This is a genomic window from Lysinibacillus sphaericus, assembly GCF_006864135.1.
Taxonomy (GTDB): domain Bacteria; phylum Bacillota; class Bacilli; order Bacillales_A; family Planococcaceae; genus Lysinibacillus.
In genome coordinates this window covers 81,732-96,848 of the sequence record NZ_SADV01000003.1, presented here as the reverse complement: position 1 = coordinate 96,848, position 15,117 = coordinate 81,732, and the positions used below count along the sequence as shown (strand labels likewise).

17 protein-coding genes and 1 pseudogene are annotated in these 15,117 nt (G+C 34.9%); 12 read left to right on the top strand and 6 right to left on the bottom strand.

What is annotated here, in order from left to right:
- The first annotated feature begins 33 nt into the window (after window positions 1-33).
- The 3 genes from C7Y47_RS04770 to C7Y47_RS04760 all read left to right on the top strand — a co-directional run bounded on the left by C7Y47_RS04770 (window position 34) and on the right by C7Y47_RS04760 (window position 3,083).
- The gene (locus tag C7Y47_RS04770; protein ID WP_142507715.1) at window positions 34-594 is read left to right on the top strand and encodes a helix-turn-helix domain-containing protein; all 561 of its coding nucleotides are present in this window, start codon (window positions 34-36) and stop codon (window positions 592-594) included.
- 760 nt (window positions 595-1,354) lie between these two features.
- Window positions 1,355-2,089, top strand: a complete 735-nt coding sequence (locus C7Y47_RS04765) for a GNAT family N-acetyltransferase (protein ID WP_142507714.1) — start codon at window positions 1,355-1,357, stop codon at window positions 2,087-2,089.
- Window positions 2,090-2,144: 55 nt separating this feature from the next.
- Entirely contained in the window at window positions 2,145-3,083 is a 939-nt protein-coding gene (locus C7Y47_RS04760; RefSeq protein WP_142507713.1) for a phosphotransferase enzyme family protein, read from the top strand.
- Between the two features lie 211 nt (window positions 3,084-3,294).
- Here the strand turns inward: C7Y47_RS04760 and C7Y47_RS04755 are convergent, their stop codons facing one another.
- From C7Y47_RS04755 to C7Y47_RS04745, 3 genes and pseudogenes are all read right to left on the bottom strand, one after another.
- Window positions 3,295-4,257, bottom strand: a complete 963-nt coding sequence (locus tag C7Y47_RS04755) for a threonine ammonia-lyase (protein WP_142507712.1) — start codon at window positions 4,255-4,257, stop codon at window positions 3,295-3,297.
- Between the two features lie 14 nt (window positions 4,258-4,271).
- Window positions 4,272-4,961 (bottom strand): ornithine cyclodeaminase family protein, encoded by a 690-nt coding sequence (locus tag C7Y47_RS04750; RefSeq protein WP_255505029.1) that lies wholly within the window; start codon window positions 4,959-4,961, stop codon window positions 4,272-4,274.
- Window positions 4,962-4,974: 13 nt separating this feature from the next.
- Window positions 4,975-5,615: pseudogene (locus C7Y47_RS04745) on the bottom strand (MFS transporter); the annotation flags it as partial.
- A 153-nt stretch (window positions 5,616-5,768) separates the two neighbouring features.
- Here C7Y47_RS04745 and C7Y47_RS04740 point away from each other — a divergent pair.
- The 3 genes from C7Y47_RS04740 to C7Y47_RS04730 all read left to right on the top strand — a co-directional run bounded on the left by C7Y47_RS04740 (window position 5,769) and on the right by C7Y47_RS04730 (window position 7,717).
- Entirely contained in the window at window positions 5,769-6,320 is a 552-nt protein-coding gene (locus C7Y47_RS04740) for a TetR/AcrR family transcriptional regulator (RefSeq protein WP_185903398.1), read from the top strand.
- A gap of 207 nt (window positions 6,321-6,527) precedes the next feature.
- Complete coding sequence (locus tag C7Y47_RS04735; protein ID WP_142507709.1) at window positions 6,528-7,160, top strand: TetR family transcriptional regulator; 633 nt, start codon at window positions 6,528-6,530, stop codon at window positions 7,158-7,160.
- A 5-nt stretch (window positions 7,161-7,165) separates the two neighbouring features.
- Window positions 7,166-7,717, top strand: coding sequence for a GNAT family N-acetyltransferase (locus tag C7Y47_RS04730; protein ID WP_142507708.1), 552 nt, complete (start codon window positions 7,166-7,168; stop codon window positions 7,715-7,717).
- A gap of 174 nt (window positions 7,718-7,891) precedes the next feature.
- Here C7Y47_RS04730 and C7Y47_RS04725 read toward each other — a convergent pair whose 3' ends face one another.
- The 3 genes from C7Y47_RS04725 to C7Y47_RS04715 form a co-directional block, all read right to left on the bottom strand.
- Entirely contained in the window at window positions 7,892-8,311 is a 420-nt protein-coding gene (locus C7Y47_RS04725; RefSeq protein ID WP_185903397.1) for a DUF1801 domain-containing protein, read from the bottom strand.
- A 106-nt stretch (window positions 8,312-8,417) separates the two neighbouring features.
- A complete protein-coding gene (locus tag C7Y47_RS04720) occupies window positions 8,418-8,948 on the bottom strand; it encodes a GyrI-like domain-containing protein (protein ID WP_142507706.1) in 531 nt (176 codons plus the stop codon).
- Window positions 8,949-9,013: 65 nt separating this feature from the next.
- The gene (locus C7Y47_RS04715; protein ID WP_142507705.1) at window positions 9,014-9,967 is read right to left on the bottom strand and encodes a helix-turn-helix transcriptional regulator; all 954 of its coding nucleotides are present in this window, start codon (window positions 9,965-9,967) and stop codon (window positions 9,014-9,016) included.
- 743 nt (window positions 9,968-10,710) lie between these two features.
- Between C7Y47_RS04715 and C7Y47_RS04710 the strand changes: the two genes are divergently transcribed.
- The 6 genes from C7Y47_RS04710 (at window position 10,711) to C7Y47_RS04685 (ending at window position 14,859) form a co-directional block, all read left to right on the top strand.
- A complete protein-coding gene (locus tag C7Y47_RS04710) occupies window positions 10,711-11,769 on the top strand; it encodes an NAD(P)/FAD-dependent oxidoreductase (RefSeq protein WP_142507704.1) in 1,059 nt (352 codons plus the stop codon).
- A 40-nt stretch (window positions 11,770-11,809) separates the two neighbouring features.
- Window positions 11,810-12,391, top strand: coding sequence for a pyridoxine/pyridoxamine 5'-phosphate oxidase (locus C7Y47_RS04705; RefSeq protein ID WP_221887664.1), 582 nt, complete (start codon window positions 11,810-11,812; stop codon window positions 12,389-12,391).
- Window positions 12,392-12,541: 150 nt separating this feature from the next.
- On the top strand, window positions 12,542-13,330 hold the full coding sequence (gene ant(9), locus C7Y47_RS04700; RefSeq protein WP_142507923.1) for an aminoglycoside nucleotidyltransferase ANT(9): 789 nt from the start codon (window positions 12,542-12,544) through the stop codon (window positions 13,328-13,330).
- A gap of 169 nt (window positions 13,331-13,499) precedes the next feature.
- Window positions 13,500-13,877 carry a VOC family protein gene (locus C7Y47_RS04695; RefSeq protein ID WP_142507703.1) on the top strand — a complete coding sequence of 126 codons (378 nt, stop codon included), beginning with the start codon at window positions 13,500-13,502 and terminating at the stop codon, window positions 13,875-13,877.
- Window positions 13,878-13,953: 76 nt separating this feature from the next.
- Complete coding sequence (locus C7Y47_RS04690; RefSeq protein WP_255505006.1) at window positions 13,954-14,328, top strand: helix-turn-helix transcriptional regulator; 375 nt, start codon at window positions 13,954-13,956, stop codon at window positions 14,326-14,328.
- A gap of 42 nt (window positions 14,329-14,370) precedes the next feature.
- Window positions 14,371-14,859: an AraC family transcriptional regulator gene (locus C7Y47_RS04685; protein WP_142507702.1), complete on the top strand. Its 489-nt coding sequence runs from the start codon at window positions 14,371-14,373 to the stop codon at window positions 14,857-14,859.
- The last annotated feature ends 258 nt before the right edge of the window (window positions 14,860-15,117 follow it).

Genomic DNA, 15,117 nt, shown 5'->3' with positions numbered 1-15,117 from the left:
AAACATACATTATTTTAAAAGGGGCATTTTGTCATGAAAAATCATCGCTTAGGACAAACAGTATTAAACTATCGTAAGAAAAATGGTATGACAATTCGTGAGTTTGCTGATTATGCAGGAATTAGTACATCACTTATTAGCCAAATTGAAAGAGGACAAGGAAATCCATCGTTAAGTGTGCTAGAGCTAATTGCAAAAGCACTAAACGTGCCACTTTTTACTCTGTTTGTTAATGAAATTGATACAGATTCACTCATTTCCAGAAAGCAAGATCGAAAGAAAATATATCGCGAAAATAGCGACCATATTGTCTATGATGTATTAACACCAGACTTTATGAAGGCGCATATTGAACTCTTAATGATGGATTTGAATGCAAATACTGCTACTACAGAGAGTCATTACTCACATGACGATAAAGAAGAGATTGCTGTGGTTATGAAAGGTCAAGCATATGTTGAACTAGAAGGAATCGAATATTTTTTAGATGAAGGTGATGTTGTACGGATTCCCCCAAATGTTAAACACCGATTTTTGAACAAGAGTGATGAACCTAATCATATTTTATTCGTACTAACCCCATCACTAGTTTAAATAGCTCTTTCACGTGTAAAAGAAAGTGTGAATTTAACCGTAAAAAAGGGGGCTATAATGTGAAGTTCAAATTTTTTTCGATTTGATAATGAAAAGAAAAATACCTCCAACTTTATGCGATTAAGAATTGGCTCTATGGATTAGCTTCTAATAAATCTCGCCATAAATCCTCGAAATATAAATGGCAAATTCCCAAATACTCTTTATCAGGAGGATTTATACGGGAGAATCTATTTCTTTAAATACTTTCTTTAATGTACACCCGTAAACGAATTCTTTTGATTTTATGATATAGGTTAACCCTCAAATAAGACTAATTCTCCTAAACTCCCCCTTTATGTCCTACTAATCTTTGGAACAAATAATTAGAATTATTATTCAAATTCGGTATTTACCCCAATGAAAGAACTTATTAATCTTTCATTTTCTGCGGTGAAATGCTGAATATAGCGCTTCAAGGAAGCTAACAGGAAAAGGGGAGTTTGGCTGAATGGATTTTAGTTTGAGGTTGTTAATAACGAAACCACTACAACCATATTAATTTTGAAAGCTATCTATTAGCGGAACCGAAGTTTTTTGCAATCCAATCTTTTGGACCAAAAGGACTTTTGAAAAAACTTGAGTTTCACATAATGTCAAGCTTTATAATACTACTAATTCGTGCTAATTTTTTGGGGTGAATTTCTTGGGAAAATGATTAGCCGAAAAAACATGGGATGAAATTTAATGAATAGAATTTTATCTATAGGAGGGAATAAATATGCTTTTATTTTCACAAACGATAACTGACTTTTGGGAGTCGCAATTTTTAAATGGAGACGTTATCTACAACGATGGAATTTTTACTGTCACCATCAACCATGACCTGAGTGAAGACAGTCGGGTCATGGTACTGGAAACAGCTGATGGTCGGGTATTGGCAGTCTTAACACCTGAAATGGCTGAGGAGTTAAACCTTTCTAAAGGACAAGAGCTTTCTGAGCTAGCCTTCCGCAAGAAATTGAATGAGGGAGGAGTCACACTACATGGAGCGGATTATCTTTTTTATTTTTCGGAAGCAGAAAAGAGCATCTTGTTGCAAGAGAACCTGGAAGATACAGTGCGGCAATTAACAGAACAAGATGATGCGATTTTCTCAGAGTTTGAATCCTCCGCCACTGAACAAGATTTGGATGACGCTTTTGTGGAGTTGGCTCATTGGGCAGCGTTTGGTTCTTTTGAGCATAATCGCTTGGTCTGTGCATCCAGTATTTATCCTTGGGAAGAAGATGTGCAAATTGCGGATCTTGGTGTACTGACTTTGGCAGCTTTTAGAGGAAAAGGTCATGCGCGCAAAGTGGTGCGTTCAATCTGTAAATACGCCTATGAGAAGGGGTACGAACCACAGTATAGATGTCAGCTTGATAACGAGGCTTCTACATTTTTAGCTAGTGTAGCTGGCTTGACGCTATTTGGAAAGTGGGATGTCATTTCCCCTAACTGCACTGTCAAATAGTATGAGTAAGCAAATACTAAGTTTATAAAGATAAAAAAGTTAAGGAAGTGTGTTTATGAGTAATAAAAAGGTGTTAAAAACATTTCAGTTTGATGTAACTGAAGAACCAAAAAGTATTTATCCGTTTGCTCCTGTTTACAAGGTGGAACAAGGAGGGGAGTCTTACATTGTTAAAAAGACGGTATCGCCGATTGAAGATGCAATGAAGCTTGCAAATTTCGTGAGAAGATTGCATAAAATGGGTGTTCCAATTGTGGCTCCTGTCCCAATGAGTGTTGACAATCCTCAACAAATAGATGAAACAGCTTGGGTAGTTTATCCGTTTATTAAGGGCAAGTCCTATACAGGGAAAGATGAGGAAATCTATGAGGCTGGTAAGTTGCTTGGTCAAATTCATTCCTTATCATCTAAGAATAATGAAGAAGGTCTGAGTATCTATGATGAGTTTGATTTTGAGGAACAGGAAATAAAAGAGGATTTGGAAGAAATAATAGGTCATGCTAAGAAGAGGGGAATTTCACTGGATGAAGGTCATTTAAGTGAACAGATGCTCAGAATTATTGAACAGCAAGAGACCTTAAAGTCTTTGAAATTACCAGCTGTAGCTACACCCTATGATTATAAGGCAGATAATCTAATATATAATGACAATGCAAAGCCTTATCTCATTGACCCGGATAACGCTGTCTTTTTACCAAGAATCTATGATTTAGCACTAGCATTGCTTCTTTTCCACAATGCATTGGCTACAGCTCCTGACCGTATATTTGATATTAAACAATGGACCTTATTTAAAAAAGGATATTTTCAGTTTGTAGAGATTATAGATATTGAAAGAAAGTATTGGCATGACGTTGTAAGGCATATATTCTTGGATGAAGGTATTTGGTTGATGGCTGACTTTGAAGAAGGTTGGGATGATCAAAGGCAAGTTAACTTTTTCAAATCTCTATTATCACTAATCAGCGATATGGAATTTTATGATTTAAAATAATGAATTCATTGTAACAGTAAATTGATTCTTCACTTGTAGCTTCAGCTGAAAGAATTAAATATGGGATACTCTAAGATAGTAGTAATTTTTATAACAGGTTCTTTTGATGTCATACGGTACTTCGTAAGTATGAATCAAAAGAACCTTTTAAGTTGAAGAATAAAAAATAATTTAATGGATATTAGTTCTAGAGTAAATCAACTATGAAATTTCAATATTTCGCCAAAATAGAAGATAATAGTTTGCCATCAATATTGCCACCGGATATAACTAGTGCTATGTTTTGTCCGCAAATTTGTTCTTTATGTTCCATTACTGCAGCTATAGTAGTAGAGCTTGCAGCTTCTACAATATATTTTTCTTCCTTTGCCATAAAACTAACAGCCTTTGCAATACTCTCCTCTGAAACTAGTATAAATTCATCAACATAATCTTTTGCCATTTCATAACTTAGCTTTCCTATACCACCAATTAGAGCATCACAGATTGACTCTTTACTAGGGTATTCTTCGAAGAAGTGATTTTCTTTATAAGAATTTATCATGGTGGGACATGCCTCTGTTTGGACGCCAATAATACGAATGTCTGGCTTTATAGATTTCGCAGCAACTGCAATACCTGTAATCAAACCTCCTCCGCCAATTGGAACAACAATCGTATCAATATTAGGTTGTTGCTCTAGAATTTCTAATGCAATGGTTCCTTGGCCAGCATATACTTTAGGGTCACTATAATATGCATCTATAAAAGTAAGACCATTTTCCTCTATATAGGTCATTCCAAGAGCATGTGCTTCATCATAACTATTTCCCATTAGCATAACATCAGCACCAAAGTATTTAATTTTATCAATTTTACTTTGCGGTGTGCTTTTAGGAACAATCACCTTTGCATTTTGGATACCAAGAATTGAAGCTGCATAACTAACAGAGCTTCCATGATTACCTGAAGAAATTGTTCCAATGCCACGTTCTTTTTCTTCTGTTGTGAGTGTCATCATTTTATTGAATGCACTTCGAATTTTAAAGCTTTTAGCTCTTTGAAATGATTCAAGTTTAAAGAAATAGTGTTGATTTTCATCCCCTAAATAATAAGATTCTTCTAAAGGTGTTGTTGGGACATATTTCTTAATACGTGTATACGCATCTAGGATTTCTTGATAGTGTAAAGTCATTTTATTATCTCCTTTTAAAGGTTTGATGTAGTGCCAAGTTCATTTTTTTCTGCCTGTTTCAATGCTATATCAGCCGTTGCAATATCTAAAAGTGCCATGCCAGTAGCATCAAAAATTGTTATTTGATCATTACTTGTTCTTCCTTTAACTTTGCCAACGATTAAATCTCCTAGTTCCCCAATGATATTTGTTTCAGCTATAATACCTTGTTTAATCGGAATTTCAATTTCACCAACCTCTTTACAATGTTTCAAATCGTCTACAAACAGTAAGGATGTGGTTAGTATTTCAGCATCTATTTCTTGCTTTCCTTCCATATCCGCGCCTATACATGAAATATGTGTCCCTTTTTGAAGCCATTCTTTTTTGATGATTGGTTTTCTCGATGGAGTAATCGTAATAATAACATGACTATCCTGTACAGCTTCTTTTAAATTTTCTACAGCTTCAAATAAGATATCCTCTATGTTTATGTCGAATTGATGTTTAAGTTTAGAATTGATTCTTTCCACAAAACTTTTTGCGTTAGATAGTTGCTGCGCAGCTACTCGTACTTTTTTAATAGTTGGCATTGTTGTCAATACAGCAGCAATTTGGAAGACTGCTTGATTCCCAGCACCAACAATTAATAAGTTTTCCGCATCTTCTCTAGCTAAATATTTAGCACCTAAGGCTCCCGCAGCTCCAGTTCTCATACCAGTAATATAAGCTGCGTTACACTACACCGCCAAAACCTAATGTTGATAAAATAATGGAAAGAAGATCAACTTTGGGTTTTGTGAGTTCTGTTACATTTACGAGATAATAATACCCAATGATAATAGAGAGCAGTGTAATTGGAATAACGATATAGAATAGCCAGCGTCAGTTTAATGCTTCAACAATAATGCCTGAAAGGGTAGGTCCGATAGCGGGTGCAAATGTAAATAATAAAAAGAGCACTCCCATAATGGAACCTCGTTTTTCAGCAGGGTAGATCATTAACAACGTATTCATCAGTAATGGGATGATTAATCCCGTACCAATGGCTTGAACGATACGGCCAACTAAAAGCAGTATAAAAGTAGGTGACAATGCAGCGATAATTGTACCAATTAAAAAGGTAATCATTGACATGAAAAATAGTTGTCTCGTAGTAAACCATTGTTGAATTAAAGCTGTTACAGGAATAAGTGCGCCAACAACGAGCAGATAAGCTGCAGTTAGCCATTGTATTGTAGTTGCCCCAACATGTAATTCCCTCATTAGGACAGGAAGGCATTACCTAGTAATGTTTCGTTTAATGTTGCTACGAATGCTCCTGTCATTAGAGCAATCATGATGGGTGTTCGTTTTATATTTTGCAAATGTAAGTTCATGTAGTGTTCCTTCCTTTCATATAAATGTTGTTGCGTTTTCAATTATAGAAGTATATTTCATCGTGAAATATATTCAATTTTTCTACTTTGGGTAGTTTGGAGACAACATTGAATAAATGTTGGAGAAATTTATTAAAAGATAGGTGAATGCGGATGGATTTAAGAAAACGTCGCTCCATGCAATTGCTATGGAAAGCTATGTTTGACCTCATGACAGAAAAGAAGATATTGTTTTCTAAGTTGACAGTCGATCAAATTTGCGAAAAGGCAATGGTTCATCGTTCTACGTTTTATAAACATTTCGATGACAAATTTAGATTGCTAGAGTACGGATTAAATGAGATTATCGAGGGCTATTGGGATATTCCATTGGAAAAAAGATTTTTACAGCCATTTTTTTGGTCTGGTGAATTTTTTGAAGACTCCAAATCCGATAAGCTAGTTCATGCTCAACGAGGTGATGAACTTTTCTTTGACTGTATGACAACTTACTCTATGCGATTACTGAAAAATGACTCGTTAAAATTTATTCAAAATTCAAAAACCATTGATGTTCCGCATGACTTGTTAGCTGAATTCCATGTAGCTACAATGGTTGCTTTAAGCGAATGGATGCGTAAAAATCCGAATCGAGTAAGCGTAGAGCAACTAGATGAATATTTTCATACATTAGTAAATCGCAATATATTTGAAAACTGCCTTTAATAATAATGAGGCTCTATACTAATCACAACAAAATTAAATCGCCGGTAAACATAACACCCACCCAAATGCTGACTCATCACATTTTTATATGTGAATTTTTTAAGATTTTGTTGAAACTATACACTAATGTCGGTATAATCTGAAATATAAACGACAATAGTGTATAGTTTTTTATGTGCATTTTGTCACTCATTAAGGAGGTGGCTTATGGCTCCAAAAGTTAGTGAAGAATATAAAAAAGAACGAGAGAAAGAACTGATAGAAGCGGCTAAGAAGGTGTTTATCGAGAAAGGTTTTGTTCGCACAACTATGCAAGATATTATGGACAAAGCTGGAATATCCAGAGGTGCATTGTATAGCTATTTCGATAATATTAATCATGTATTTATCGAAGTTTTAAAATATGATGACCAGAAAGACATTCAATATTTTGTGCCATCTGATGAAGGCCTACTTTGGCCACAATTAAAAAACTGGATTGAAGAACAGCAAATTTATATTGAGGCAATTGACCAAACATTGCTCTTTGCAAAGGCGGAATTCTTTTTATCAAATAAATACGTAAATAATAAAGATAATTTCCCTTACATTTCTGAACGCTATAATCGAACTACTGAAGCAATAGAAGAAGTATTAAAAGAAGGTATTCGAAAAGGAGAATTTAGACCTCAACAATCTACTGCTTCAATTGCGAGGTATATTCTATCATTTATTAACGGTTTAATGTTGGACACGTTTCAACTGGGACATGACCAAACAAAAGTAAAGGATCAATTATCCGTCTTACTTTTCTCTTTAGAAAAATTAATCAATCCAAAATCCGAAACATACGAGGAGTGAATATTATGTTATTTGAATCATCTAGGGTGAAACTAAGAAAAATGACCAAAGAAGATACAGAACTATATCACAAGTGGAGAAATGATGTGGAAGTTATGCATTCCACGAACCCATCTTTAGATGTATATCCGATGGAAGAAACGAAAGATTTTGTAGATCATGTTATTTTGGGCAATCATGCAGGGAAAAGCTATATTATGGTTGAAAAAGGAAAGGAATCACCAATAGGCATTGTTGCATTAATCAACATTGATTATAAAAATAGAAATGCTGAATGTATTATTGACATCGGTGAAAAGGAATATTGGGGAAAAGGCTATGGTTCAGAGGGATTGAAATTACTACTGGATTATGCTTTTTATGAAATGAATCTCCATCGAGTTTACTTGAAAGTATTTTCATTTAATGATAAAGCTATTAGTTTGTACAACAAGATTGGGTTTCATCAGGAAGGAAGCAGTAGACAAAGTCTATTTAGAGATGGTACATGGTATGACATCGTTCATATGGGTATTTTGCAAAATGAGTACTTTGAGAAACAAATGAAGAATGTGTGAAAATTATTCCACCGTAAAATAGAAGAACAGGAATGGAGTAACGTTGAAACAACAAAAGGTCTAAAATTGCTATAAAAACATTATGACAAGTAATGAGTGAGCTAACATACAGCTCACTCTTTTTTTCCCCTTTGCTAAAAATATTTCACTGAAAAATGTTTGAATGTTTATTCTTTATATCCCGAGCGTTGGTAGTTGCTTTCGAGTATGATAAGTGAGAGCCAATGCAATACACTGTTTTAATTCAGCTACTGGTAATTTATCATTCACAGCAAATACAACTGCTCGATTACCTTCATAGTTGAATAAATCATTATAAACATCTTTAAACGTATCAACTAGCTTTGTATTGCAGTTAAAATACATGGCGTATTGATCTGGGCTTGACTGTTTCCAGCCTATTCTAATTGTACTGCCTTTTTTTGTGAGATAACTAGGCTCTCCCCATTTTAGCGTTTCTTCGACGTGATTAACGCCTTCAATCTCAATTGCCGTATCCAAGATTAACTGACGAAGAATCAATAGTCTCGACTGAATATGTTCAGGATACTGTTCGAATACTTCCCACACCTTAGTGTTTTCAATTGCACTCATATTGATCATTCCTTTTTAAGAATTACAAACTAGTCAACAAATATTTTGGTACTTTACTTTTCGAAACTTCTAAAAGTGATTCAAGTTGACTAATGTTACATAAAAGCTATTTTATCGAAATATAAATTTCTGCTTGTCCATCCTCTGGATTAATATCTTTGCTATAATATTCAAAATCACCTGTATATGCTCGGTTATTGCCTGGTTGTTGAGACCATTGCCAAATATCAGCCCAAGCACGCTGCACCATCTCTATAATTGGTCCTCGTTCCGTGACAAATACAGCATATTTTGCAGCAGGAACAGTAAATGTTTCTATCATACCTTGTTTTTGAAGCTGTAATGATTCCTGTACACGTACGCTAACCATTACTTCGTAAGGTCCCGCATCGCCCTGTTCATAGTTGAAGTAACAGCTATAATGACCCACCTCTTGTATATTAACACCTAGCTTCTTACCAATATTTTGAGAATGAAACTGTTCGAATAATTTACCAATTTTGCCATCTTTGCTTTGTTCGGCTTCATTTGTTGTGACAGTACTAATTCCAGCTAACGTGAAGGAGGGTAATTCCTCAATTCGGGTAGATTCAATTTGTTCCCATCTAGTCATACTTTTTTGTTCGTTTTGTTTCAACTTTAATCATTCTCCTTATTTATAGAATGAAACCAGTATAAAACAACAAACATGACAACTGACTGTCATGTTGCATGATCATTTATATAAATTTTTGCTATTTTTGTAGCACGACTAGCAATGATTTTCCGTAAATGCTGAGGCTCAAGCACCTCTACATGATGTCCTAAGCTAAGAATGAAACTATAGAGCCATTCATTTTCTGGATATTCCTTTTTTACTAGCCAACTTCCATCCTCAACCGGCAAAAGTTCTTCAATGCCAAACCATTCTTCTGCTATATGCCGGGCTTCATCTTGGAATCGAAAGACAACTTCTGGTACATTTGATGGCTTGAGTTTACTCTTGCCCTCGATATGCTCCTGATTAGCGGGATTTCGACGAATGAAGGTTCTTTCATGATCAATTCTGAGCTCTTTCATTCTTTTTAGTTTAAAAAGACGGAACTCTCCTTTCTCTAAACAATAAGCTTGTAGATACCATTGTCTTCCTTTGAGAATGAGCATATGAGGCTCTACTATTCGCTGTGAAACTTCACCTTCAGCATTCGAATAGGTGAAGTTAACTAATACACAGCTATCTAATGCTTCGTCTATCAGTTGTAGTTTCGGACGGAGATGTTTACTTCCACCCCAAGGAGAGTAATCGATTAATACGCGATTTGTCTTTTGGTGAAATTCTTCTTCATGTGCTGGCAGTACGACACTATTTATTTTTTCTACTAGTCGTTGATGTTGCTCTTTGTCATATGAAGTGGAGATACTGTGGAGGGCGGTAACGATAGCAGCAAGCTCGTCATTTGTGAGTATATTTCGATCCAAGCGGTAGCCTTCTGCCAAACCAATGCCACCGTTTGTTCCTTGATAGGTGACAATCGGGATGCCGGCTGCATTAATTGCGTCAATATCTCGGTATATCGTCCGAATGGATACCTCAAACCGCTCGGCCAACTCCTTAGCCTGCACCATACGACGGTTCAGCAGTAGAATAATGATGGATAATAGCCTTTCCAGTTTCAAAATATATGTAACCTCCATTTCGATGAACAAACATTCCAAAATTTGGAATTATACGAATAATAACGATTCCTAAAATGCTAAAAATAAAATACATCACTTAGATGAAGTGTGAACCTAATTGTTAAAAATTTTACACTTTTTATGGGGCATTTTGCAAAAAAAATATCCATGCGAAATTTCCTTTTCGATAAATATAGTTTATGTTTCTTTTAATTTGATAGAGCAGAGGTTAATGCCCACTGGGATATTCTCTTGCATCATTTAATTGGAAAGATTTGAGTTTCACACAGTGTGAAGCTTTATAATGGTCTCTAATGGACTCTTAGATATCCATAGCAAAATTCAGAGTAAAATTATGTGGAGGTTATCTGCACGTAAAATCCTAATTAAAATTTTACTTTTTTAGTAGCTATTTCTATTCAATCTTAACTGCAATTGAGATTTTTGAAAACAGTGAAGTCTAAAGCCTTGCTTTAATGCAGAGGTTTCTGCTACTAGCTTAAATGCCTCCTATTAACAACAGACGGAACGATTCAACAACCTTCACCAGATGAACCAGATTGTGCTAATATTGCGGTTTGATGGTGTAACTTATAAAGGAGCATTTGGTTTATAATTGATAGAAAAAACTATAAAAAACAACAATAAACATTTTTCTGTCTAAACAATTCATAGCATTTACAATTTTGTTAATTGGGTTAACGTATATTAAAAATTAAACAAATAGACAAGGAGGGCAAGTAATGACTAAAAAACAAAAGGTTGTAATTGTTGGTGCAGGGATTGTGGGTGCTTCTATTGCTTATAATCTATCAAAGAAAAATCAGGATGTCACTTTAGTTGATAGCCATTCAAAAGCAGGTTGTGGTGTAACAGCAAATTCCTTTGCTTGGATTAATCCTTCAGGGCGTGTTCCAGATAACTTCCAACATTTGTATAGCAGATCGCTAGCAGAATATCATGTTTTGGAAAAAGAAATCCCAGAGTTAAATATAGATTGGAACGGCTCTCTTACATGGGGAAATCTTGTAAACATCAATAAACCTTATGTAGAAAAAATAACTCGCCAGCAAGTATTGGACTTAGAACCTCATTTAAAAGAATATCCAAAGGAAGCTCTATATGCTTTTAAAGAAGGTGCAGTTGACCCAAATATTCTAACAAATCTTTTAGTAAAGAAAGCGCAAGAAAATGGGGTAAATATATTGTTCGACACAAAAGTAACTCACATTAAAAAGGAGGACGCAAAGGTTGTTGGCATACATATTTTAAAAGGTTTTATAGAATCAGACGTCATTGTATTGGCAACTGGTACAGCGTTACCTGAGCTTTGTAAACCCCTTAATCTTGACGTTCCTGTTGAACCATCACCTTCTATTATTATTCGTATGAAATCTCCAAAAAAACTTATTCACACATTAATTTCTAATTCAAGATTTGAGGCAAGACAACTATCCGATACTACTATAATTGCCGCTGAAGATTATTTAGATGACCATGGAGAAAACGGACCAGAAGAGGTTGGAAAAAGAGCTTTTGAAACCCTTCGCTCCGATTTGAAAGAAGGGGAACATTTACAGTTAGAAAGTATTAAAGTAGGAATGAGGCCTATGCCTAAAGATGGATACCCCATTGTCGGTTTTCATGATCAAGTAAAGGGACTTTATTTAGCAGTCATGCATTCTGCAATTACGTTATCTCCTGTTATTAGTCGATTGATAGCGAAGGAGATTGTCGATAATGTGCAGGTAGAAGACTTGGAAAGCTGTAGAATATCTAGGTTTTATCCACTAAATGACTAATTACTAATAAAAACTGTTTTTAAAATCATTAGAGGTGAAGATGATGAGTAATCCAATTAATAAGTTTAAATCATGTTGGGATAAAGCAAAAAGCAATTCGACATTAAAGCATCCCAGCGCAGTATGTATTACTACGATTGACGAGCATGGCTTTCCATGCGGTCGCTTTGTAGATTTAAAAGCTGTTGATGACATTGGATTTATTTTTTGTACCAATCTTGATTCTCAAAAAGGGAGAGATATCCAGCGAAATCCAAAAGTAGGGTTAACTTTCTGGTGGGAAGCAATCGGTTATCAAGTAAGAGTTAATGGAATTGCAACACAAATTCCATCATCTATTTCAGAAAAATACTGGGAGATGAGGTCAAGAGATGCACAAATAACCACATTAAGTTGTAAACAGAGTCAGCCTCTTTTATCAGAACAAGATTTAAATAAACAGTTTGAGGAAGCTAAAAGGAACATAGGAGAAATGCAAATACCAAAACCTGAAAATTGGGGAGGCTTTAACGTTAAACCTGAGTCTATTGAATTTTTAACTTTTAAAGAAAGTCGTCTTCATATTAGAGAATTATATTCTGCTTTTGGGGATGTATGGAATAAAAGTTTGCTCCAGCCTTAAATTATTGGGAAACTCCTTCGATAAAATGAAACAATTTCCCGTTGACACTCATGCATTATAAAAGAGGTTTTCATGGCGCTTTTTGAATAACTAGATTTATCTCTAAGGACATTAAACGTATAAAAATTAGAGGAGAGGTGTTCGTAGTTGATGAGCGATTTTTGTAACAAAAAAATACCAAAGCAAGCGATGCAAGCATTAAAAATCGTTGAAGATTTGCTTGGGAATTCGATAGTTGGAGTATATCTATTTGGTTCGGCAGTAAATGGTGGTTTACGCATTAACAGTGATGTAGATGTCCTAGTGATCGTGAATCATAGTTTACCTAAAGCAACTCGAAAAAAACTAATAGACAGACTAATGCTTATATCTGGGAAGATTGGCAATACGGATTCTATGAGACCACTTGAAGTCACGGTAGTAAAACATAGCGATATTGTACCTTGGCTATATCCGCCAAGAAATGAATTTATCTATGGCGAGTGGCTAAGAAATGGGTTCGAGAAAGGACAAATCCAGGAACCAATCGATGACCCTGATTTGGCTATTGTTTTAGCACAAGTGAGCAAGAATAGCATTTCTCTATCTGGTCCTGAAGCTTCAGATATACTTGATCCCGTTCCGATGATGGATATTCGAAGAGCGATTCAGGAGTCTTTGCCAGGGTTGATTGAGGGTTTAAAAGGTGATGAGCGTAATGTCATTTTAACCCTTGCTCGAATGTGGCAGACAGTGTCTATTGGTGAAATTTCTCCAAAAGATGTAGCTGCAAAATGGGCTTTACCTCTGTTACCCAAAGAATATTCGACTTTACTTGATTTAGCCAGAAAAGCTTATCTTGGAGAATATGTTGATAAGTGGGAAGGACTGGATACCGAAGTGACTGCACTCGTTAATCATCTGAAAAATTCTATAGAAACTTGTCTTAATCAAACCTAGGAAAAGCGATAAGTAGGACAATAATTTAATATTGAACAACTTCTTAAAAGGAAAATTTAATATGTAAGTTAAAATATACGTAAATGTAGAGGTTGAATTTAAATGAAGAGTTGGATTACTTAATAGAAAACCGTATTATTTGCTTTAAAGAATAAAAAGGGGGGATTCAATGAAAATCTCTAAATTAGACCATTTGGTTTTGACTGTAAAAAGCATTGATAAAACTTGTGCGTTTTATAACCAAGTTTTAGGAATGGAAGTTATTACATTTGGGGAAAGCAGAAAGGCACTCCACTTTGGAGAGCAAAAAATAAACCTACATGAAGTAGGAAAAGAATTCGAACCAAAAGCAAAAACACCCATGTCTGGTACTGCTGATTTATGTTTTATCACAGATATTCCAATGGTAGATGTGATAGACCACTTAGGTAGTTACGGGGTACATATTGAAGAAGGTCCAGTAAAAAGAACAGGAGCATTAGGTTCGATAACCTCTATTTATACTAGGGATCCGGATGGTAATCTGATAGAAATTTCTAACTATTAAAATTATAATCTATTTTAGATTTTCTACTTGAGCAAACAAAAATTATTACTTTCCTTGGTTAATCAACACATGTGTAATGATGAATAAAAAACTTGATTGGCGTGATGACATGGATGAATACATTCGATTGGTGAATAAATCTGAAGATTATATTGAAAGCCATCTGAGTGAAAAAATCTCACTAGATGACTTAGCAAATAATGCAGCTATGTCCAAATATCATTTCCATCGTATATTTAGCAAATACAGTGACGAGACAGTGAAACAGTTTGTTACCAGAATAAAAGTAGAGCGAGCAGGGATATTCCTCGCTGTCCGCAATGATTTAAGCATCACAGATATTGCTCTCCAATATGGTTACAATGATGCGAGTACCTTCAACAAATCTTTTAAGAAGTATTTTGGAATGTCTCCATTAGAATACAGGAAAGCAAGAAACGACAAGAAATAACAGATAGTCTCCCCTATACTTAAGTTAAAGGAGATGATATTAATGGAAAAACCAATGGTCACAGTAGAAAATATAGAAATGAAAGTAATCTATGTACGCTTTAAAGGAAATTATGTCGAGTATAGAAAAAATAGTCGCAAGATGTTCAATGAACTATTCAAATTCGCAAATAAATATGATTTAGTCAAAGAGAATGTCACAAAGGTAATGACTATATACCATGACAACCCTTTCGTAACTGATTCAAAAAATTTACGAACTAGCGTAGCAATGACGGTTCCATTAGATGCGGTGATTGAAGAAGAAGGGCAAATCGGTACGATGATTTTTGGTGGAAAATACGCAGTAGTACATTATGACCTAATGTTGGGTGAGTATGAAGAAGCTTGGAAATATGCTTATTCTGATTTGTTATTAATTAACAGCGAATACACACTAAGAGATTCATTCCCATTTGAATTATACGTTACTGAGCCACCAAAAAATTTCAAAGCTAAGAGCAAGACAGATATTTATGTTCCTATTGAGTAAAATGTGAATAAATCTACTTAAACTAAAGAGGGCTTTAGCTTAATAAGAAAAGGACTTGCGTTTATGATTTAATTTCATATATGCTAGTCCTTTTGCTTTACTCCGCTTTAGCCATTCCTGTAATCACACATGAGTTTTGTAGCGACAATTAGGCAACCTTTGTAAATGATAACTCCGCTCCACTTTCAAAGCTTACAAAATCGCTAAACATTTCTTTGAGCTTGCTCTGTTGGTGTTAAAAGCTAAATCAAATGAAAC

Excerpts from the sequence above, each read along its gene's own strand:
- C7Y47_RS04755 (WP_142507712.1), bottom strand. The coding sequence starts at position 4,257 with ATGACTTTACACTATCAAGAAATCCTAGATGCGTATACACGTATTAAG.
- C7Y47_RS04690 (WP_255505006.1), top strand. The coding sequence starts at position 13,954 with ATGATGAATAAAAAACTTGATTGGCGTGATGACATGGATGAATACATT.
- C7Y47_RS04695 (WP_142507703.1), top strand. The coding sequence starts at position 13,500 with ATGAAAATCTCTAAATTAGACCATTTGGTTTTGACTGTAAAAAGCATT.
- C7Y47_RS04710 (WP_142507704.1), top strand. The coding sequence starts at position 10,711 with ATGACTAAAAAACAAAAGGTTGTAATTGTTGGTGCAGGGATTGTGGGT.
- C7Y47_RS04725 (WP_185903397.1), bottom strand. The coding sequence starts at position 8,311 with ATGAGTGCAATTGAAAACACTAAGGTGTGGGAAGTATTCGAACAGTAT.
- C7Y47_RS04685 (WP_142507702.1), top strand. The coding sequence starts at position 14,371 with ATGGAAAAACCAATGGTCACAGTAGAAAATATAGAAATGAAAGTAATC.
- C7Y47_RS04730 (WP_142507708.1), top strand. The coding sequence starts at position 7,166 with ATGTTATTTGAATCATCTAGGGTGAAACTAAGAAAAATGACCAAAGAA.
- C7Y47_RS04770 (WP_142507715.1), top strand. The coding sequence starts at position 34 with ATGAAAAATCATCGCTTAGGACAAACAGTATTAAACTATCGTAAGAAA.
- C7Y47_RS04765 (WP_142507714.1), top strand. The coding sequence starts at position 1,355 with ATGCTTTTATTTTCACAAACGATAACTGACTTTTGGGAGTCGCAATTT.
- C7Y47_RS04740 (WP_185903398.1), top strand. The coding sequence starts at position 5,769 with ATGGATTTAAGAAAACGTCGCTCCATGCAATTGCTATGGAAAGCTATG.
- C7Y47_RS04705 (WP_221887664.1), top strand. The coding sequence starts at position 11,810 with ATGATGAGTAATCCAATTAATAAGTTTAAATCATGTTGGGATAAAGCA.
- C7Y47_RS04735 (WP_142507709.1), top strand. The coding sequence starts at position 6,528 with ATGGCTCCAAAAGTTAGTGAAGAATATAAAAAAGAACGAGAGAAAGAA.
- C7Y47_RS04760 (WP_142507713.1), top strand. The coding sequence starts at position 2,145 with ATGAGTAATAAAAAGGTGTTAAAAACATTTCAGTTTGATGTAACTGAA.